Source organism: [Scytonema hofmanni] UTEX 2349, from assembly GCF_000582685.1.
Lineage (GTDB): Bacteria > Cyanobacteriota > Cyanobacteriia > Cyanobacteriales > Nostocaceae > Hassallia > Hassallia hofmanni.
The window spans coordinates 633,672-652,320 of sequence record NZ_KK073769.1 but is presented as its reverse complement, the minus strand read 5'-3'; the positions used below and the strand labels follow the sequence as shown (position 1 = coordinate 652,320).

Sequence of the window (18,649 nt, the reverse complement as noted above, 5' to 3'; positions counted from 1 at the left end):
CCGTTTTTTGTTACTTTTCTTTTTCTCCTGCTTTTTCCCAAATCCTGGCGGGTCTGCACTAGGAGGTGATGATGAATTTTGAGATGTACGATTAGCTTTCTCTAATAGCTGTTGCTGGATTGTCAGGACTTCTGCTAATTGTTTTTCTAAGCTTTCGATTTGCTGCCCCATCCCCTCTACCAGTTTTTGGACGCTGGCTGGAGTTTTTTCCCAATCAACACGGGGTATCTGCTCGATGTAGGATAGGTGCTTTTGTTCCATAAATTTCACATTACCAGATTTTGGTCTCCCTAATTGACGATCGCCTGACAACCCCAACAATTGTTACTAAATTTGAGGAGCCCACGACGTAGCTAGATCAACCAATTAAATCGCCTGTAACTCTTATTCTCTCGTTACCCCCCTGAACGGTTACATATATTCTAATGATGATGACATTAAGAAAAAGGTAATCCTAGTTTGGCAGATATATTTTTTAAAGCAGTTAATAGAATCCGGAACATACAGTTTCATTAAGTATCTTTATTTCCCGAATGAATGCTTACTTAAAATAAAAAACATCATCCTAGTTTGGCAGATATATTTTTTAAAGCAGTTAATAGAATCCGGTTCATACAGTTTCATTAAGTATCTTTATTTCCCAAATGAATGCTTACCTAAAATAAAAAATATCATCCTAGTTTGGCAGATAGGTTTTTTAAAGCAGTTAATAGAATCTGGTTTATACAGTTTCATTAAATATCTTTATTTCCAAAGGGGATGGTTACCTAAAAGAGATGTGAATTGGTTGAATCTGAAAAACAAACCAGGTCGTATTTTTGTTAAGTTTAATGGCTTGAAGAAAAATATCATTAATCCGGAATTTTATATTTGTTGTGGTTCTCGCCAGCGTAATTATTTTCAACGCTTCTGCCAGGATTGGCAAGTTTGGCATGATAACGAAGAAACCTATTCTTCTGGCTTATTTTTTCTTCGTTCTGCACGTCTACTCTGGCAAGAAAGAAAAGGTATAGGCGCACCTTGGAAGGTTAACCGCTTGATTCTTCAATGCTCTATAGAGACACGCTTGTGGACAGAAGAGGAAACAGAACTGGTTCGCACTGAAAAAATCGTTAAAACTGAGAAAACCATCCGTAAGATGGAACAAGAACGTGATCTCACTCAAAAACAGCTAACTCATCTACAACGTGAGCGAACTCAGAGGCAAAAACTGAACAACCCCTTTCCTGGTCGTCCCAGTCAACCTCTGTATCAAGGTAAATCTAATATTATTGTTGGTGTTAGTTTTGGACTGGATAAACCTGCAACGGTAGCTGTGGTAGATGCTGCCAACAATAAAGTTTTGGCATATCGCAGTACTAAACAACTACTTGGAAAAAATTACAATCTCCTAAATCGTCAGCGACAACAACAGCAACGCCTATCTCATGAACGTCACAAAGCTCAAAAACAGTTTGCTCTAAACGATTTTGGAGAATCTGAGTTAGGGCAATACGTAGATAGATTGTTGGCAAAAGAAATTATTGCGATCGCCAAAACCTATAAAGCAGGCAGCATAGTTATCCCAAAACTCCGCGATATGCGTGAGCAAATCAGTAGCGAAATCCAATCCAGAGCAGAAAAGAAATGTCCTGGTTACAAGGAAGCTCAACAAAAATATGCCAAAGAATATCGTATGAGCATTCATCGCTGGAGTTACGGTCGATTAATTGAGAGTATTAAATCCCAAGCTGCAAAAGCCGGAATCTCTACTGAAATTGGGACACACCAAATCAGGGGTAGTCCAGAAGAAAAAGCACGAGATTTAGCTGTCTTTGCTTACCAAGAACGTCGAGCCGCTTTAGTTTAATTCACTAATCTGAACCTTGAAAATATAATATGGATATAACAGCGCCGCAGTTCATGCTCTTTGGAGCCGCTGTACTGTGAAAAATCTGGGTTAGTTTTTGGCGGTTGTCAGACCGTCATGCTTTCTGACCCTGGTAGCTGCCCGCTTCTGATGCTGCTGTCGCAAGACAGGATAGGTGCGCTCCCAGCAATAAGGAGTAAGGCTTTTAGCCATAGTCGTTATTTATAACGGTGTGGATTACCACAGTGGTGGCTACTGAATCACCCCCTTCGTCGGTCGGGGGAACCCTCTCAAATATTTTTTTGGCGTGTCAAAGCGGGGGCAAAATCCCTGGAGTCCCGCCAAAACTTTAAAACCCTTATCCAGTCTTGACTTAAGAAACTAGTATGTCAATGCATTTAGTTTTTTAATTTTCAGTTCGAGACTTTTTAAGCAGACCTGCCAAATTATGTGTATGGAAAGCTTTTATAGCAAGGGTTCTAGACGGGTCGAGTTTCAACAACCATCCCGGCTAGGGGTGGGTTGAAAGCCACAATCCCCCGCATCAATCGGCTATCTAGTGGTTTCAACAACCATCCCGGCTAGGGGTGGGTTGAAATATTTCTGGCGGTCATCGCTAGAGATTAGCCTTGCAGTTTCAACTACCATCCCGGCTAGGAGTGTATTAATAATAGAAGATTCAAATCTTTCAAATTTTTCTGAGAGGGTTGAAAGGAGCGCTACAATGGCATCATTGATTTCAGAACTTTAGAATAATTGAACACTACGAGCTTAAATAATAATGCTTTCTTTTCGACGACATTATTTTGTTAACGTTTACTATGTTTGTTTAGACGACACTAATTTGTTAATAACGACATTAATCTGTTATTCGACATCTAGCTATTAGGGCGACAAATAATTTGTCGCTCTATGACTTGAGATCAAGACAGTCTGCGACATTAATTTGCGAAAAGTTAGTGTAATTAAATTACCTACATAAAAACCACCAAAGCGACATTAATGTGCCAATCGCGACACTAATTTGCGAATTGCGACATATAATTTGCGAATTTACAACAATGGAGGTAAGCGGGTTCGAACCGCTGACCTCTGCAATGCCATTGCAGCGCTCTACCAACTGAGCTATACCCCCTTGTCATGCGTTTCTGATTATATCTTAATAATTGGCGCTTTGTCAAGATTATTATGAATCGCGCTTCGCCAATTACTTCAAATATCTCAACCTAATAAAACACACGGCTATGAAACACTATCTTAAGATACTTGCAACAGATAGCTCATACAGTGCCCCATAAGGAAATAAACTACTAACATAGCGGCAGCAGCTAAAGCAACCAATGTACCTGCCAACATTAAAGAAAACTCTTTATCCTGAAAAGCTTTTTCCATTAGGTGCAGTGACCATGCCACTAGCGCCACATCAAATACTAAAATAGGAATCAACATTTTTTTAAAATTTATTAATACTTGTTTATTAATATTAACACTGTTCTCAGGTACTGTATCTAACCTTAGATAGATGTGGTTATGTGAAAAATCTACGATCACTATACTATTCTTACTGGCAGAGAGCGATCGCGCAAATAATTTTTAATTTCCGCTACACTTAATTGCCCGTAATGTAAAAGTGATGCCAGTAATGCGGCTTCTGCTTGACCTTTTGTGAGAGCATCGTAAATATGTTCACATGTTCCCGCGCCACCAGATGCAATTACTGGGATTTGGACGGCTTGGGCGATCGCGCTGGTTAAATCTAAATCATACCCAGCTTGAGTACCATCAGCATCCATACTTGTCACCAACAGTTCACCTGCACCTCGTTTTTCGACTTCTTCTGCCCAAAGTAGAGCATCCTTACCCGTATTTTCCCTTCCTCCGCGTACATAGACATCCCAACCAGGGTTATTTGGGTCTTTTCGGCTTCTGGCATCAATAGCAACCACAATGCATTGATTACCAAAGCGATCGCTTGCCCGATTAATTAAACCTGGGTCGCGTACCGCCGCAGAATTAATACTAACTTTATCTGCCCCCGCTCGTAACAAAGCTTTAACATTTTCTAAGGTTTGAATTCCTCCACCCACAGTTAGAGGAATAAAGACCTGTTCAGCGGTGCGGTAAACTACATCAAGAATAATACCTCTGTCTTCATGAGTCGCCGTAATATCTAGAAACACTAACTCATCAGCACCAGCTTCGTTGTAAACCTTTGCCAGTTCTACGGGATCACCAGCATCCTGAAGATTGACAAAGTTAACTCCTTTTACAACCCGTCCCGCCTTGACATCAAGGCACGGTAAGATTCTTTTAGATAACATAGTAAGTCTGCCAATTTTTTCTTAATTGTTCGGAAATTAAATTTTAAAGCTTATGAGTTGATTTCAAAACCCGTATTTTATCACCCGTATTTATACTCATACTACAGATGGGTGGCGCTCAGAAGTCGTGCAGTAAACGTTGATAGCAGCAATTATGGCGATTATCTCCTCTAAAAAACAACCTCAAGAACCTAACAAACAACCAAAAGAGTCTCACGAGACGAAAGTTACTGCAAAACCAGATATTTTGCAACCAGAAGCTGCTGTTGATGAAGGTAAGCTTGAAGTTGGGATTCGTCCACACAGATTTGCCGATTACATTGGGCAAAAAGACTTAAAAGATGTGCTAGAAATTGCCATCAAGGCAGCGCAATCCAGAAGTGAAGTGTTGGATCACTTACTTTTATACGGTCCGCCAGGATTGGGTAAAACGACAATGGCAATGATTTTAGCATCAGAAATGGGGGTAAATTACAAAATCACGAGTGCGCCGGCACTAGAACGTCCTAGAGATATTGTTGGGCTATTAGTGAATCTAAAGCCTGGGGATGTTCTCTTTATTGATGAAATTCATCGCCTTTCGCGGATGACTGAGGAAATTCTCTATCCAGCGATGGAAGATTATCGCTTAGATATCACCGTGGGTAAAGGTTCGAGTGCGCGAATTCGGAGTATACCACTTTCTAAATTTACATTGGTGGGGGCAACAACCCGTGTGGGTGCTTTAACTTCACCATTACGCGATCGCTTTGGCTTAGTTCAAAAGCTGCGATTTTACGAAGTCGAGGAAATGACCCAGATTATACAACGCACCGCTCAATTACTCCAAACCCCCATGACTAAAGATGGTGCCACAGAAATTGCCCGTCGTTCGCGAGGAACACCAAGAATTGGAAATAGGCTACTAAGGCGAGTACGTGATTTTGCGGAAGTTAAACAAGCTGGTGAGATAACCGAAATCGTAGCAGCCGAAGCATTGCAACTATTCCAAGTTGATCCTTGCGGTTTGGATTGGACAGATAGAAAAATGTTGAGTGTGATAATTGAAAACTTTAATGGTGGACCTGTAGGTTTAGAAACCATTGCCGCAGCAACGGGTGAAGATACCCAAACAATAGAAGAAGTTTACGAACCCTATTTAATGCAAATTGGCTATTTAAGTCGTACTCCCCGTGGAAGAACAGCCACAAAAGCAGCATACAAGCATTTGGGCTTTACAGCGCCGAATGAGCAGATGTCTCTTTTGTAAACAATGTAGAGACGCGAAATTTCGCGTCTCTACAAGAAATTTCGCGTCTCTACAAGGGTTCTGAACAACGTATGATTTTAACATTGAAACCCGCCTTTGTAGAGATGTTCCGGCGGAACGTCTCTAGCAAGAATTAGGAATTTAGATAGACACCGATGATTAAGTTAATTGCTATTTTGTTAAGTTTGCTGCTTGTGTTTGGATTGGGTAAACCAGTTATGGCACAATCTCAACTGCCCCAAATTACGGAAGAACAGTTACAAAAAGGGGATGAGTTGGCGAAGAAGGCTTTTGCTGCTACTGATAAAGGTGATTTTGTTACTGCTGAAAAGTACTGGACAGAGATTATCGAGCAATTTCCTCAAAATCCGGCAATATGGAGTAATCGGGGAAATTCGAGAGTAAGTCAGAATAAGTTGCTTGAAGCGATCGCAGATTATAACAAAGCGATAGAACTTGCTCCAAATGCCACCGATCCTTATTTGAATCGCGGTACAGCGTTGGAAGGATTGGGAAAATGGGACGAAGCTTTAGCTGATTATAATCATTTGCTAGAGCTTGACCCTAAAGATGCGATGGCGTATAATAATCGCGGAAATGCGAAAGCGGGTTTAGGGAAATGGGGAGAGGCGATCGCAGACTATCAAAAAGCAAATGAAATCGCCCCAAATTTCGCCTTTGCTCGTGCTAATTATGCTCTCGCTCTTTATGAAACAGGGGAAAAAGAGCAAGCTATTAAACAAATGAAAAACATTGTCCGCAAATATCCCAAATTTGCCGATATGCGTGCAGCGCTGACCGCAGCTTACTGGGTAAGTGGACAAAAAGGTGAGGCGGAAAGTAACTGGGTCGCAGCTTATGGACTTGATAGACGCTACAAAGATATTAGCTGGGTGAAAAATATCCGCAGATGGCCCCCCAGTATGATATCAGCTTTAGATAAGTTTTTGAAACTGAAGTAGGCACTTCCAAATCAACAAAAATTCCTTTTCTTTGTTCTTATGTACCTATTTTCTGGTATACATCATTATAATTAGCCAGAAGCAAGAACTATGACTCATTTTGGACTGATTTGTCCAGCATCAACTGGTCATCTCAACACTATGCTTCCCTTGGGAAAAGAACTGCAAAATCGCGGTCATCAAGTTACTCTATTCGCCTTTTCGGATGCTCAACCGCAGACACTAGCCGCAGGATTAGAATTTCGGGCGATCGGCGAATCTCAGTTTCCTTCTGGGGTAAGGTCAGAATCCTTGGCTAAGTTGGGGAAGTTGAGTGGACTTGCTGCATTGAAATATACCGTCAATCTGCTCAAAGAAGGGGCAGATGTTATGCTCAGGGATGCACCACCAGCAATTAAAGAAGCGGGTGTGGAGGCACTTTTAGTAGACCAAGTTACGCCAGAGGGAGGAACTGTTGCAGACTTTTTAGGACTTCCCTTTATTACAGTTTGCAGTGCTGTAGTACTTAATCGAGAAGAGAGTGTTCCCCCGTTTATGACAAACTGGGGCTATAACCAAGCTTGGTGGGCAAAACTACGTAACAAGGTGGGTTATAAGTTGTTGGATCGCATTGGCAAACCAATTAGAGAGGTAATAGCTGACTATCGCCGAGAGTGGAAGTTACCCCCACACTTTAGTGCCAATGAAAATTATTCTCTACTAGCTCAAATTAGTCAACAGCCTGCCCAATTGGAATTTCCAAGGGAAAATTTGCCCCAGTGGTTCCATTTCACAGGTCCTTATCATAGTCCAACTGGTCGGGAAGTTCCTGATTTTCCTGATGAAAAATTAACTGGACAACCCTTAATTTACGCTTCAATGGGGACTGTCCAAAATCGCCTATTGGGAGTTTTCAAATCTATTGCCGAAGCTTGTAATGATTTGGATGCCCAACTAGTGATTTCGTTAGGTGGTTCTGCAACTCCAGAGGCTGTGGGAAGTTTGCCGGGAAATCCGCTAGTTGTTGGTTATGCACCCCAATTGGAATTGCTGCAAAAAGCGGCTCTCACCATTACCCACGCGGGGATGAATACTACTTTGGAGTCCTTAAATAATGGGGTACCAATAGTTGCCATTCCCGTTGCTAACGATCAACCAGGAGTAGCAGCGCGTGTAGCTTGGGCTGGTGCTGGTGAGGCTATACCCCTGAGTCGTGTGAATGTTCCTAAACTGCGAACTGCTATCCAAAAAGTGTTGACGGAAGATTCTTATAAACAGAATGCAGTTAGGTTACAAGAGGCAATTCAACGAGCAGGTGGGGTGAGTCGAGCCATTGATATTGTGGAACAGGCTGTATCTACAGGGAAGCCTGTTGTTTCTTAGAAAATGTCTAAAACAACTTTTTAGAGATTTTCAGCATTTTTTTGATTAGTCGTTCCAATTTCCGGCACGGATTCTTTTGACATCCTTGTAAAGGGCTGATTTAAATTCGTACCCAAGTAGCTGTTTAAGCTTTGGACTGGCACGATCTAAAACTTCTTGCTGCATATCATGCAACGGGTTTTCTAGCGGACGAACATACTTAGGAGCATAGTTACCAAGGATTGACACTCTTGGTTGAACACTAGAATTAACAGAGGTATCATGCCAACAAAGACCGTGGGAAATCACCACAGAACCAGCCTTGCCAGTTACTTTTTGACCGATTTTTGAAAATTGCACTAAGTCCGGCGGACTGCAAAGCTTCTGACTACCTGGCGCAAAAACAGGGGCACCATTCTCCTGTGTGAAATCTTCAACCATCCAAATTAGTTGAATCTCCATCACAGGATAAGGAGGAAATGGTGGCTTCATAGTCCAATAAGGATAGTCTACGTGTACCCCCATTTTTGTTGCACCAGGGTTGAGGATATGAGCGGAGAAACCACCCAGAGTCATATCTTTGCCCAAAATGGCTTCAATGACTGCGATCACCATTGGGTGCTGTACCATCAACTCGAAAATTTCGCCCTTATACACTAAGCCGTATACTCGTTCTCTTTGTTCGTCAAGCAAAACTTTTCCTTGCAGTTTCTCTTTCTCGGCTAGTTGGAGAACAAGCGATCGCGCTTCTTGTGCCTGTGTCGGATTTAACACTTCAGGAATCAGGACATAACCTTTTCCTGCAATAATTTCATCTACTAGATTTGCAACGTCTTTCATGGTAAATGCCTCCTTGGCGATCGCATTCGCAAACTTTCTAAACAAAACTAGTCTCTCGAATTGCCTGATTTTGCTGGCGTTTCCCTGTCACCACCATCTGCACACCCCCTCCTGGGCTAAATAGGAAACCCTTACGCACTGGCTGCACTGGTTTGCTATCAGCCAGTTCCATTTGCCAGTGAGACAGCACTGTTGCTAAAACTACCTTCATCTCAAACAGAGCAAATGCCATCCCAATACAGCGACGGTTCCCACCACCAAAAGGCAAATACTCAGAAGTGGAAAACTGCCGTTCCAGAAAACGCTCTGGCTTAAATTGCTTCGACTGGGGATATAAATCTTCTCGATGATGGGTCAGATAAATGCAAGGAATCACCAAAGTACCAGGATTCAACTCATGACCCATGATTTCTAGAGGTGATTTTACCAAGCGATTTAATGCCAATATTACCACTGGATACAGGCGCTGGGTTTCCGAACAAACAGCATTCAAATAGGGTAAACGCAAAATAGCATTTGGATCGGGGTTTTCACCCAGGCTATCTAGTTCTTGCAGTAGTTTTGCACGCACTTCTGGCAAATGGTGAATCCAGTACAAAGACCATGCTAAGGTAGTTGCTGTAGTTTCGTGACCCGCCGCCAAGAGGGTAATTAACTCATCGCGTAACTCTACATCAGTCATCGGCTGCCCCTCTTCATCACGAGCTGCCATCATCAAAGATAGGATATCAGTCCGAGATGGGTCAGGTTGCTCTTTGCGATCGCGAATTTCAGCATATATAAGTTCATCCATTTGCTCTCGTAAACGCAGGAATATACCCCAAGGACTCCAAGAACCTAAATCTCGTTGGAATGATGGGAAAACAAGCATCATTGCTGTAACGAAAGGTTGCTTGGGATTTAGGATTTCCAGCAGCACTTCCTTGAGTTTTTCATAACGTCGCCCATCTACTAGACCAAATACAGCTTTCAAAATCACCTCTAAGGAGATTTCTTGCATATATGGCAACACTGAAAAGGATTCCCCAACCTGCCATTGACTAATTACTTGCTCTGTAATCTCGCGGGTTAACTGACCATAAGCCAGCATTCTTTCTCCATGAAACGGTGGTGTCAATAGCTTTCGTTGTCGCTGATGAGGCTTACCTTCTAGAGCTAGTAGTGATTGCCGTCCTAATAAAGGCGATTTAATACCCGCCGGTTCACCAGAGTCCAACTGTTTTGGATCTGTGGTAAAAATCTGCTGAATTGCTTGGGGGTTGCTAATGAATACTTGAGGACTAAAAACAGGACCGATCCGTAGAGTGAAGATATCGCCATAGCGTTTGGCACAGGCTTCCATGTATTCTAGAGGATTAGTCATCCACTGAAACGTCTGTATCCAAGGGTGAGTCTGAGGACCATCGGGCAGTTTAAGTGCAGGCATTTTTCACCTCCTTATAAATTCGTCGTGAAGACTTCAATTCTTATATTATGAAGCACATACAGTCCCAGCTACCGGAACAGGCTATATCTAACCCAATGGGTGAGGTGCTGCAATGCCATATCCCTGTGCGTAATCAATTCCTAGTGCCGTAATTCGCTCTAAAATCGCGTCATTCTCCACAAATTCCGCGATGGTCTGAATACCGATCGCACTGCTAATGTGCGTGATTGCTCTGACGATCGCATCATCCACAGGATTCTCGACAATGTTACGAATAAAGCTTCCGTCAATTTTGAGGTAATCCACAGGCAGAGACTTGAGATAGGCAAACGACGACATCCCCACCCCAAAATCGTCCAACGCGAAGCGACAGCCCATCTGTTGAAGTTGTTGAATGAACTGGCGGGCTTTTCTGAGGTTGGCGATCGCCACAGTTTCGGTAATCTCAAAGCAAATGCGTTGGGGTGAGATGGGGTGTAGGGTAAACTGCTCATACAGGAAGTTAATAAACTGATCGTCGTTGATGCTAGAGCCAGAAAGGTTAATCGCATAGATGCTTTGTTCATCCCTAACGAACGTTGACCAATTCCTAAACAAAGTCCGAATCACCCACCGATCAATCAGGTGCATCAAGTTGTAACGTTCTGCTGCGGGAATAAACGCCATCGGCAACACTAAATTTCCCTGCTGATCCCGGAGCCGCAGCAGCACTTCATAATGGTCGGCGTTTTCAGCTGTCCGGGTGGTAGGGGCAATGGTTTGAGCATAGAGACAAAACCAATTATTTTCCAAGGCTTGAGAAATCCGGCTAGCCCACTGCATCTCCCCACGCTGTTGCAGTCGCTCCTGGTCGTCAGTCTGAGCAACGTACACGCGATTGCGCCCCCGGTTCTTCGCGGTATAGCAAGCTGCGTCAGCCGTACTGATAATCTCTGCAAGGCTCTCGCTATTCATGTCGATACCGACCAAGCCGATACTTGCTCCAATTAAGAATATCTGCTCTTGCCAAACAAACCGGAACTCTTGAACACACTCACGCAGCTCATTGGCTAATTGCAAAGCTTGCTCTAGTGTACACTGACTGAGCAATACGCCAAATTCATCGCCCCCTAAGCGTGCCAGTGTGTCAGTTTTCCGAATCTTCTCCTGTAATAGGACAGTAATTTGGCGCAGTAATTCGTCTCCAGCCGCATGACCACAGGTATCATTGACGATTTTAAAGCGATCGAGATCCAAATAGCACAACGCATGAATCTGATAGTCTAACTTAGCAAGGCGCAATGCTTGTTCAACCTGCCGCTCAAACTCCTGGCGATTCACCAATCCGGTTAAAGCATCATGACTTGCCTGCCAGGATAGCTGACGCGAAAGCTTGCGGTTTTGAGTCACGTCATGAAACACCATAATCGCGCCAATAATTTGTCCCTCACGATTGCGAATGGGTGCGGCTGAATCTTCAATGGCAATCTCTTGAGCATTCCGAGCAATTAAGACGGTATGGTTTGCTAAAGCCACAATTCGATTTTCCTGTAACGCTTGCTCAATTGGGTTCTGAACTGGCTCCCGTGTCGTTTCATGCACTATTCTAAGGACTTCTAGTAACGGCAATCCTTGTGCGGATGCTTGACTACATCCGAGTACAGATTCTGCAACCGGATTGAGGTATTGAATCTTGCTAAACGCATCTGTAGTAATAACTGCATCTCCGATGGATTGCAACGTCACCTGAGCTAATTCTTTTTCTTGAAAAAGAGTTTCTTCGATTTGCTTGAGGGCTGTGATATCGCGTCCCACCGATTGAAATTCTATAAAGCATCCTTCCTCGTCAAATAGCATCCGATTATGCCACTGAGTCCAACGCACCCCCGAAGCCACAAGCACGCGATTCTCAATGATGACAACAGGATTATCGGCACTAATTGAAGCGACTAATTGAGCAACTCGCTCCCGATCTGCCTCAAAGATAATGGGTTGATAACGGCTGCCGATCAGTTCCTCTGGCGATCGCCCAAAATAAAGTGCATAAGCTTGGTTGACAAAGGTGAGTGTGCCGTCTGCTAAATATCGGGTAATCAGTTCAGTCTGATCTTCGACAATGGCACGGTAGCGAATTTCACTTTGTTTGAGAGCAATTTCTGCGTGCTTGCGATCGGTAATATCAATCATCACACCCAACATCCGCACAGGTTTATCTGCTTCGTTGTAAATACTGCGTCCTTTTCCCGCCAACCAGCGCACCTTGCCATCGGGATGAATCACCCGATATTCAGCTTCATAAGTAATACGCTTAGTCAGGGCGCTAAATATAGTCTGTTCAACTCGGTCAATATCCTCTGGATGAACAGCATCGCGCCATAGCTGATATCTCGCTGATGATATTTGTGGTTCTAACCCTAACAAACGATAGTGGTTGTCGTTCCAGATGACTGTCCCCTTAAGCAAATCCCAATCAAAACTAGCGATTTGGTTAAATTCCATCGTTAGCCTGAGTTGTTCTTCACTTTTGGCTAAGGCTACTTCTGCTTGTTGACGTTCGTTGAATGCTTGTTGCCGTTCTGTAACATCTTGGGCAGTTCCATAGAGGCGAATTACTTTTCCATCGGTGTTGAATTCTGCATGTCCAATCCCCTTAATATAAATAATAGACCCGTCAGTTTCAGACGCGCGCAGAATGAGTTTGTAAGATTCGCCAGTTGACATTGCCCGCTCAATGGCTTGGTCTAGTTTTTTTCGATCCTCTGGGTGGTATAACTGAAGATTTTCTTGATAGTCCGGCTCAAGAAGTGCCGGATCTCGATTAAAGAGGGCGAAAAGCTGCTTTGACCAAGTAATTTTGCCAGTGGGAATATCAAACTCCCAATTACCGAGACGAGCAACTCGCTGGGATTCTTCTAATAAGGTTTCACTTTTACGTAGTGTTTCTTCAGCGCGTTTGAGGTCGGTGACATCCACCACCAGCCCATCCCAAACTACGCGACCATCCTCTAATTGGCGTGGTGTGGAACGAAAATGCAACCATTTAAGCTGACCGCTGGGTGTTTGGATTCGCAGTTGTATATCAAACACCGAGAGATTCCGCAAAGATTCATCGACTGCTGCCTGGAGGAGTGGTGCGTCCTCTGGGATAAACTGGCGATAGAGCAAACTTGAATCTTTCAGTACATCTTCTGCCCTGACTTCCATCAGTCTTTCAATTCCCGCGCTGATATAACAAAAGCGATCGCTGCCATCCACTTCGCGGATTACTTTATAAATTGCCCCATTGGGCAGATTATCGCTAATTCGCCGCAACATAGCTTCACGCTCTTCTAGTGCGAGTTCTGCCTGTTTGCGTATGCTGATTTCCCGCTCCAGTTCTTGATTGGCTGCCTCCAGTTGTGCAGAATTGGGGAGAGCAAGTACTTTTGGTATCAAAGGTATAAGTTCACAAGCTGTGTACAGTGAAATTAGGGCTGTAATAGCTTTGATGCAACCACTCAACCAATAAGTTGGATACCAGAGCGTCCAAATCTCCATTATGTGGGTAGTGCCACAAGTAAGAATAAATATTGCAAATAATAGAAATACCCTATTGAAGGGTAAATCTTGGCGCTTGCGGACAAAATAAAGTAGCGTGATGGAAATGGAAAAATAAGCAATCGCAATTAAACTGTCGGATAAAATATGCAGCCCCAATAAGTCTGGTTTCCAAAGATAGCAATAACCGTGGGGAATAAACTGTTTATAAGCAAGAGGGCTTTTCCCAAATTCCAGCATCACTTTATTTTAAAAATATAGTAATTAATTATACCTATTAAACAATTCTCCCAAATTTTTGCAATAGATAGGTGCTAACTCGACCAGCACTTACGCAACTTTCAGAAGGCACTTATGCTGGAGGCAGAAGGCAGAAGGCAACCCACCCTTACTCATAGTGGGATTGAAACAAGGACGTTTTATACCGTCCGTGCAAGCCATCTTGAGTATAATTATTTGTTTCAACTGGGCTTTAAACCCACAAAGTAAGTTTTAATTGATACTCCTAACATAAGTGCCTTCTGCCCTCGAACTTCTGCCTTTCTTGTAACAAGCTACGGCACGCTACACCCACCCAACTAGACGATAAACATAGTAACATCCGGTCGCTTCAATTGCTGAATCAAATAATTAGATAGCAAACAGCTTCAAACCCTATTTAATGAGTGTAAATTGTTTGACTAGTTTTGTAGCCTAAGTTTTTGAGTTTAAGCCAAACTAAAATTGCACTGTTCTATATGATTTCTTTGAATGCGACTTTTACGGCATTGATATGATTCAACACCTGTATATTCGTCCAGTCTTCTCAAAAAACAGTACTTTTACAAAGGACTTGAGGTAATTTGATATGGTACAATAGTACTATGAGATAATTAAGATTAATAAATGCACAATCGTCAAAAACAGGGAATTTATTAATAAATCAAAAAAATTGTCGAAAATAAAACATATATAGCCCCATTTATCACAAACGGAGTAATTAATGAACAGTTGTATTTTGATGGCGGAAATCGTGGAAAATCCCCAACTTCGCTACACCTCAGATAACCTGGAAATCAGCGAAATGCTGGTGCGGTTTCCGGGAATGCGCCCCGATGACCCCCCAGCAACGCTGAAGGTGGTAGGCTGGGGTAACATCGCCAAAGAAATTCAGCAAAACTACCACGAAGGCGATCGCATTCTCATCGAAGGACGCTTAGGAATGCATACCATCGAACGTCGAGAAGGTTTCAAAGAAAAACGTGCTGAGTTGACAGTGCAACGCATTCATGCATTGGGAACAGGTTTTGATATTAGTTCCTCACCAAGAATAGAAACTACTCAACGACAATCAGAAGTCCCCGTGGCAGCTGCAACAAACTATCGGGAAGCTTCTCCGGTTGCAACTCCCCAAAAAACTGTACCCAGTTATCAACCGCAGGTTTCCACACCCACGGAAGCTAAGAAAGAGTTTCCCCCTCTTTCGGAAGATGATTTTGACGAAGAACCTAAACAAAGTGCGAAAAATAGCGATCGCAATGCTTATACCGCACCGGCACAAAACGAAGATATAGACGATATTCCCTTTTAAGCGGAAAGTGGTTCTTGGGAATTGTATCTGAGTTGATAACGGATGTAGCGTCAGGCTAGTTTTCGCAGCTTTATTTGCTACATCCGTTAAATTTTAAGAAAAATTGTCATATATAATGCATAATTTCCTACCAAAGGTGTAACAATCAAAAAAATCAGTCCACCTGATTACAAAAGCACAGTTAAAATCCAGATAATTTTAAATTTAGTAAGTCACCATTAATACCCGATTCCTATGAGAGAAACTATCCTAGAGGTTCGCAATCTACAAGTTGAATTTTCCGATGATGGCAACAGCGTCAAAGCTGTAGATGGTATTTCCTTTGAGTTGCATCGCGGGGAGACTCTAGGAATAGTGGGAGAGTCGGGAAGCGGAAAATCAGTTACATCTTTAGCTGTGATGGGTTTGGTGCAGACTCCGGGAAGAATAAGTGGTGGTGAAATCTGGTTTCGTCATCAGGAAAATGCCGCACCAGTCAACTTGGTGGAGTTACCCCCACAGCAAATGCAGCTTTATCGGGGTGGTGATATCGCCATGATTTTTCAAGAACCGATGAGTTCGCTCAATCCAGTATATAATATAGGGTTTCAGCTAACCGAAGCGATTATGCGACATCAGAAAGTGTCGCAAGGTGAAGCAAAACAAAAAGCGATCGCAGGTTTACAAGAAGTAAAACTCCTTCCCAGCGATGAGAAAATAAAAGAGCAATATCTCGAAACCTGGAAACAAACTTCTGTTAACTCATCAAACCCACTAGATGAGCGACAACTTACAGAGTTAATCAAGCAACACAAAGACGCAATGCTGGAACGCTACCCGCATCAACTTTCTGGTGGTCAGTTGCAACGGGTAATGATTGCAATGGCAATTTCCTGCAATCCCTTACTATTGATTGCAGACGAACCCACCACAGCTTTAGATGTGACAGTCCAAGCAACAATTCTCGAATTGATGCGCGAATTGCAGCAGCGTCGCGACATGGGAATGATTTTTATCACCCACGATTTAGGATTAATCGCGGAAGTTGCCGACTCTGTAGCGGTGATGTACAAAGGTAAAATTGTCGAATATGGACTAGCATCGCAAATTTTTAACAATCCCCAACATCCTTATACTAAAGGCTTAGTTGCTTGTCGCCCCTCACTTGACAGCCATCCGCAAAAACTCCTCACCGTTTCCGACTACATGAGTGTAGAAGAAACACCAAACGGACAAATGGTAATTCAAGCCAAAGAACCGCTAACCCCCATAGAAGTTAGCAGAGAAGAAATTACTGCCAGATTAGCAAACCTCAACCAACAGAAACCGCTGTTGGAAGTCCGCGATTTGAAAGTTGGTTTCCCAGTGCGGGGTGTATTTGGCAAAACGACACGCTACACTATGGCAGTTAACGGCGTTTCTTTTGATGTGAAACCTGGGGAAACACTCGGATTAGTGGGAGAATCAGGTTGTGGAAAAACCACCCTTGGTAGAACTTTACTGCGATTAATTGAGCCGATGAGCGGTGAGATTATCTTTGAGGGACAAGATATTACTAACTTCAAAGGTGAACCGTTGCAAAAACTGCGCCGGCAAATGCAAATAGTCTTTCAAAATCCCTTTAGTGCGCTTGACCCCCGGATGAAGGTTGGGGACGCAATTATGGAACCGTTGTTAATTCACTCTGTGGGCAAGACGACGAAACAACGCAGAGAACGAGTAGCGGAACTTTTGGAGAGGGTAGGATTAAGTGCAGACGCGATTAAGCGCTATCCTCATCAATTTTCTGGTGGTCAACGTCAAAGAATTTGTATTGCCCGCTCTTTGGCGTTAAATCCCAAGTTTATCATTTGCGATGAATCAGTTTCCGCGCTGGATGTTTCGGTACAAGCGCAGGTGTTGAATTTGCTGAAAGAATTGCAAGATGATTTTAACTTGACTTATATATTTATTTCCCACGATTTGAGTGTGGTGAAATTTATGAGCGATCGCATTTTGGTAATGAATCGCGGTGAAATTGTCGAACAAGGTATAGCCGAGAACATCTACCGCGAACCGAAGGAAGAATACACGCAAAGGTTGATTGCTTCGATTCCTACCGGCAGTGCGGAAAGGGTGCAAAAGCGACAATTACGAGCGTTGTAAGATTTATGACTGCATGGCTGTTGCCAATTTAGAGTTTGAGGAGTATTTTCAGGCGATCGCTGATAATTTTGGGCGATCGTCAAATTTTTACACGCTGACTGATACACAAGATAAAAAGCATTTCTACGACATGGGGTTGATGGTGCAAACACCGCAACCTAAAAAGTCTAATGGAATGCCTTTTGCAAAAAAACAGGAGAAAGTCGAGCCGTTTCCCGTCCTAGAACATATCCGTGAATATGCTAATCAGCATGTATTATTGGTAGGTAAACCAGGTTCGGGAAAATCCACAGCATTACAGCAGTTGTTGTGGGAAGAAGCAAAGCTATGTTTAAAACCAGAAAAGCGAAAAATCCCTGTTTTAATTGAACTTCGCAGTTGGGGCACTTCTGTTGTAGATTTAATCCAGAAGGTCTTCCGCAGGCACAAGTTACGGCTGAGTACGGATAACATTGATGACCTACTGTTTGAAGAACAATTATTTCTGCTTTTTGATGGTTTGAACGAATTGCCATCTGATGAAGCACGACGGGAGGTTGCACATTTCCGTGAGAACAACCCGCAAATACCCATGATTTTTACCACACGGGATTTGGGTGTAGGTGGCGATTTGGGGATTAAAAAGCAACTGGAAATGCAACCCCTGACCGAGCAACAGATGCGCTCCTTTGTCACAAGATATCTTTCGCAACAGGGGGATGAGATGTTGCGACAATTGGGGGATAGACTGCGAGAATTGGGACAAACACCTCTGATTTTGAAGATGCTTTGTGAGGTTTTTGATTATGCAAAGCAAGTTCCTAAAAGCCGGGGAGAACTATTTCGTCAGTTTGACAAGAAGGTTGAGAATTTAAAGCAAGCAGTTCCTGTTTCAGAGTAACCGTTCAGGGGGGTAACGAGAGAATAAGAGTTACAGGCGATTTAATTGGTTGATCTAGCTACGTCGTGGGCTCCTCAAATTTAGTAACAATTGTTGGGGTTGTCAGGCGATCGTCAATTAGGGAGACCAAAATCTGGTAATGTGAAATTTATGGAACAAAAGCACCTATCCTACATCGAGCAGATACCCCGTGTTGATTGGGAAAAAACTCCAGCCAGCGTCCAAAAACTGGTAGAGGGGATGGGGCAGCAAATCGAAAGCTTAGAAAAACAATTAGCAGAAGTCCTGACAATCCAGCAACAGCTATTAGAGAAAGCTAATCGTACATCTCAAAATTCATCATCACCTCCTAGTGCAGACCCGCCAGGATTTGGGAAAAAGCAGGAGAAAAGAAAAGTAACAAAAAACGGGGAGGGCAACCAGGTCATGAAGGTAAAAATCGTGACTTATACCCACCAGAAGAATGCACAGAGGTGGTTGAGCATCATCCAACAATATGCTCTGGTTGTGGAGAAAGCCTAACTGGAGTTGATGAGAATCCATACAGACACCAGATAGTTGAGATTCCGCC

14 protein-coding genes, 1 tRNA gene and 1 pseudogene are annotated in these 18,649 nt (G+C 43.1%); 8 read left to right on the top strand and 8 right to left on the bottom strand.

The features are described 5' to 3' along the window. Positions 1-261, bottom strand: a 261-nt coding sequence (locus tag TOL9009_RS48095) for a hypothetical protein (RefSeq protein ID WP_029637635.1), incomplete at its 3' end; no start/stop codon positions are given. A gap of 517 nt (positions 262-778) precedes the next feature. Here TOL9009_RS48095 and cas12k point away from each other — a divergent pair. Continuing rightward, a complete protein-coding gene (gene cas12k, locus TOL9009_RS41325; RefSeq protein WP_051503183.1) occupies positions 779-1,849 on the top strand; it encodes a type V CRISPR-associated protein Cas12k in 1,071 nt (356 codons plus the stop codon). Positions 1,850-2,911: 1,062 nt separating this feature from the next. On the opposite strand, the gene TOL9009_RS0133000 is transcribed toward cas12k, so the two are convergent. The 3 genes from TOL9009_RS0133000 to hisF form a co-directional block, all read right to left on the bottom strand. Beyond that, positions 2,912-2,984: transfer RNA gene (locus TOL9009_RS0133000), tRNA-Ala, on the bottom strand. Between the two features lie 122 nt (positions 2,985-3,106). Next, a complete protein-coding gene (locus tag TOL9009_RS0132995; RefSeq protein ID WP_029637634.1) occupies positions 3,107-3,298 on the bottom strand; it encodes a hypothetical protein in 192 nt (63 codons plus the stop codon). A gap of 101 nt (positions 3,299-3,399) precedes the next feature. Next, positions 3,400-4,170 (bottom strand): imidazole glycerol phosphate synthase subunit HisF, encoded by a 771-nt coding sequence (gene hisF / locus TOL9009_RS0132990; protein WP_029637633.1) that lies wholly within the window; start codon positions 4,168-4,170, stop codon positions 3,400-3,402. 154 nt (positions 4,171-4,324) lie between these two features. Here hisF and ruvB point away from each other — a divergent pair, with 154 nt between their 5' ends. The 3 genes from ruvB (at position 4,325) to TOL9009_RS0132975 (ending at position 7,743) form a co-directional block, all read left to right on the top strand. After that, entirely contained in the window at positions 4,325-5,419 is a 1,095-nt protein-coding gene (gene ruvB, locus TOL9009_RS0132985; protein WP_029637632.1) for a Holliday junction branch migration DNA helicase RuvB, read from the top strand. A gap of 155 nt (positions 5,420-5,574) precedes the next feature. Then, complete coding sequence (locus tag TOL9009_RS0132980) at positions 5,575-6,381, top strand: tetratricopeptide repeat protein (RefSeq protein ID WP_029637631.1); 807 nt, start codon at positions 5,575-5,577, stop codon at positions 6,379-6,381. Between the two features lie 90 nt (positions 6,382-6,471). Beyond that, the gene (locus tag TOL9009_RS0132975) at positions 6,472-7,743 is read left to right on the top strand and encodes a glycosyltransferase (RefSeq protein ID WP_029637630.1); all 1,272 of its coding nucleotides are present in this window, start codon (positions 6,472-6,474) and stop codon (positions 7,741-7,743) included. Between the two features lie 45 nt (positions 7,744-7,788). Here TOL9009_RS0132975 and TOL9009_RS41320 read toward each other — a convergent pair whose 3' ends face one another. The 4 genes and pseudogenes from TOL9009_RS41320 to TOL9009_RS50930 all read right to left on the bottom strand — a co-directional run. Further along, a complete protein-coding gene (locus TOL9009_RS41320; protein WP_051503233.1) occupies positions 7,789-8,562 on the bottom strand; it encodes a phytanoyl-CoA dioxygenase family protein in 774 nt (257 codons plus the stop codon). Between the two features lie 37 nt (positions 8,563-8,599). Further along, a complete protein-coding gene (locus TOL9009_RS0132965; RefSeq protein ID WP_029637629.1) occupies positions 8,600-9,988 on the bottom strand; it encodes a cytochrome P450 in 1,389 nt (462 codons plus the stop codon). A gap of 87 nt (positions 9,989-10,075) precedes the next feature. Continuing rightward, positions 10,076-13,744, bottom strand: coding sequence for a bifunctional diguanylate cyclase/phosphodiesterase (locus tag TOL9009_RS42405; RefSeq protein ID WP_051503182.1), 3,669 nt, complete (start codon positions 13,742-13,744; stop codon positions 10,076-10,078). A 338-nt stretch (positions 13,745-14,082) separates the two neighbouring features. Then, positions 14,083-14,316, bottom strand: a pseudogene (locus TOL9009_RS50930) (IS701 family transposase); the annotation flags it as partial. 170 nt (positions 14,317-14,486) lie between these two features. Between TOL9009_RS50930 and TOL9009_RS0132955 the strand changes: the two are divergent. The 4 genes from TOL9009_RS0132955 to TOL9009_RS0132940 all read left to right on the top strand — a co-directional run bounded on the left by TOL9009_RS0132955 (position 14,487) and on the right by TOL9009_RS0132940 (position 18,600). After that, positions 14,487-15,074 carry a single-stranded DNA-binding protein gene (locus TOL9009_RS0132955; protein ID WP_029637628.1) on the top strand — a complete coding sequence of 196 codons (588 nt, stop codon included), beginning with the start codon at positions 14,487-14,489 and terminating at the stop codon, positions 15,072-15,074. Between the two features lie 234 nt (positions 15,075-15,308). Next, entirely contained in the window at positions 15,309-17,198 is a 1,890-nt protein-coding gene (locus TOL9009_RS0132950) for an ABC transporter ATP-binding protein (RefSeq protein ID WP_029637627.1), read from the top strand. 13 nt (positions 17,199-17,211) lie between these two features. Then, complete coding sequence (locus TOL9009_RS0132945) at positions 17,212-18,078, top strand: NACHT domain-containing protein (protein ID WP_029637626.1); 867 nt, start codon at positions 17,212-17,214, stop codon at positions 18,076-18,078. A 150-nt stretch (positions 18,079-18,228) separates the two neighbouring features. Continuing rightward, on the top strand, positions 18,229-18,600 hold the full coding sequence (locus TOL9009_RS0132940) for a hypothetical protein (RefSeq protein WP_029637625.1): 372 nt from the start codon (positions 18,229-18,231) through the stop codon (positions 18,598-18,600). Positions 18,601-18,649 lie beyond the last annotated feature (49 nt).

Excerpts from the sequence above, each read along its gene's own strand:
- TOL9009_RS41320 (WP_051503233.1), bottom strand. The coding sequence starts at position 8,562 with ATGAAAGACGTTGCAAATCTAGTAGATGAAATTATTGCAGGAAAAGGT.
- TOL9009_RS0132955 (WP_029637628.1), top strand. The coding sequence starts at position 14,487 with ATGAACAGTTGTATTTTGATGGCGGAAATCGTGGAAAATCCCCAACTT.
- TOL9009_RS0132940 (WP_029637625.1), top strand. The coding sequence starts at position 18,229 with ATGGAACAAAAGCACCTATCCTACATCGAGCAGATACCCCGTGTTGAT.
- TOL9009_RS0132995 (WP_029637634.1), bottom strand. The coding sequence starts at position 3,298 with ATGTTGATTCCTATTTTAGTATTTGATGTGGCGCTAGTGGCATGGTCA.
- TOL9009_RS0132980 (WP_029637631.1), top strand. The coding sequence starts at position 5,575 with ATGATTAAGTTAATTGCTATTTTGTTAAGTTTGCTGCTTGTGTTTGGA.
- ruvB (WP_029637632.1), top strand. The coding sequence starts at position 4,325 with ATGGCGATTATCTCCTCTAAAAAACAACCTCAAGAACCTAACAAACAA.
- TOL9009_RS0132975 (WP_029637630.1), top strand. The coding sequence starts at position 6,472 with ATGACTCATTTTGGACTGATTTGTCCAGCATCAACTGGTCATCTCAAC.
- TOL9009_RS42405 (WP_051503182.1), bottom strand. The coding sequence starts at position 13,744 with ATGCTGGAATTTGGGAAAAGCCCTCTTGCTTATAAACAGTTTATTCCC.
- TOL9009_RS0132945 (WP_029637626.1), top strand. The coding sequence starts at position 17,212 with ATGGCTGTTGCCAATTTAGAGTTTGAGGAGTATTTTCAGGCGATCGCT.
- TOL9009_RS0132965 (WP_029637629.1), bottom strand. The coding sequence starts at position 9,988 with ATGCCTGCACTTAAACTGCCCGATGGTCCTCAGACTCACCCTTGGATA.
- TOL9009_RS0132950 (WP_029637627.1), top strand. The coding sequence starts at position 15,309 with ATGAGAGAAACTATCCTAGAGGTTCGCAATCTACAAGTTGAATTTTCC.
- hisF (WP_029637633.1), bottom strand. The coding sequence starts at position 4,170 with ATGTTATCTAAAAGAATCTTACCGTGCCTTGATGTCAAGGCGGGACGG.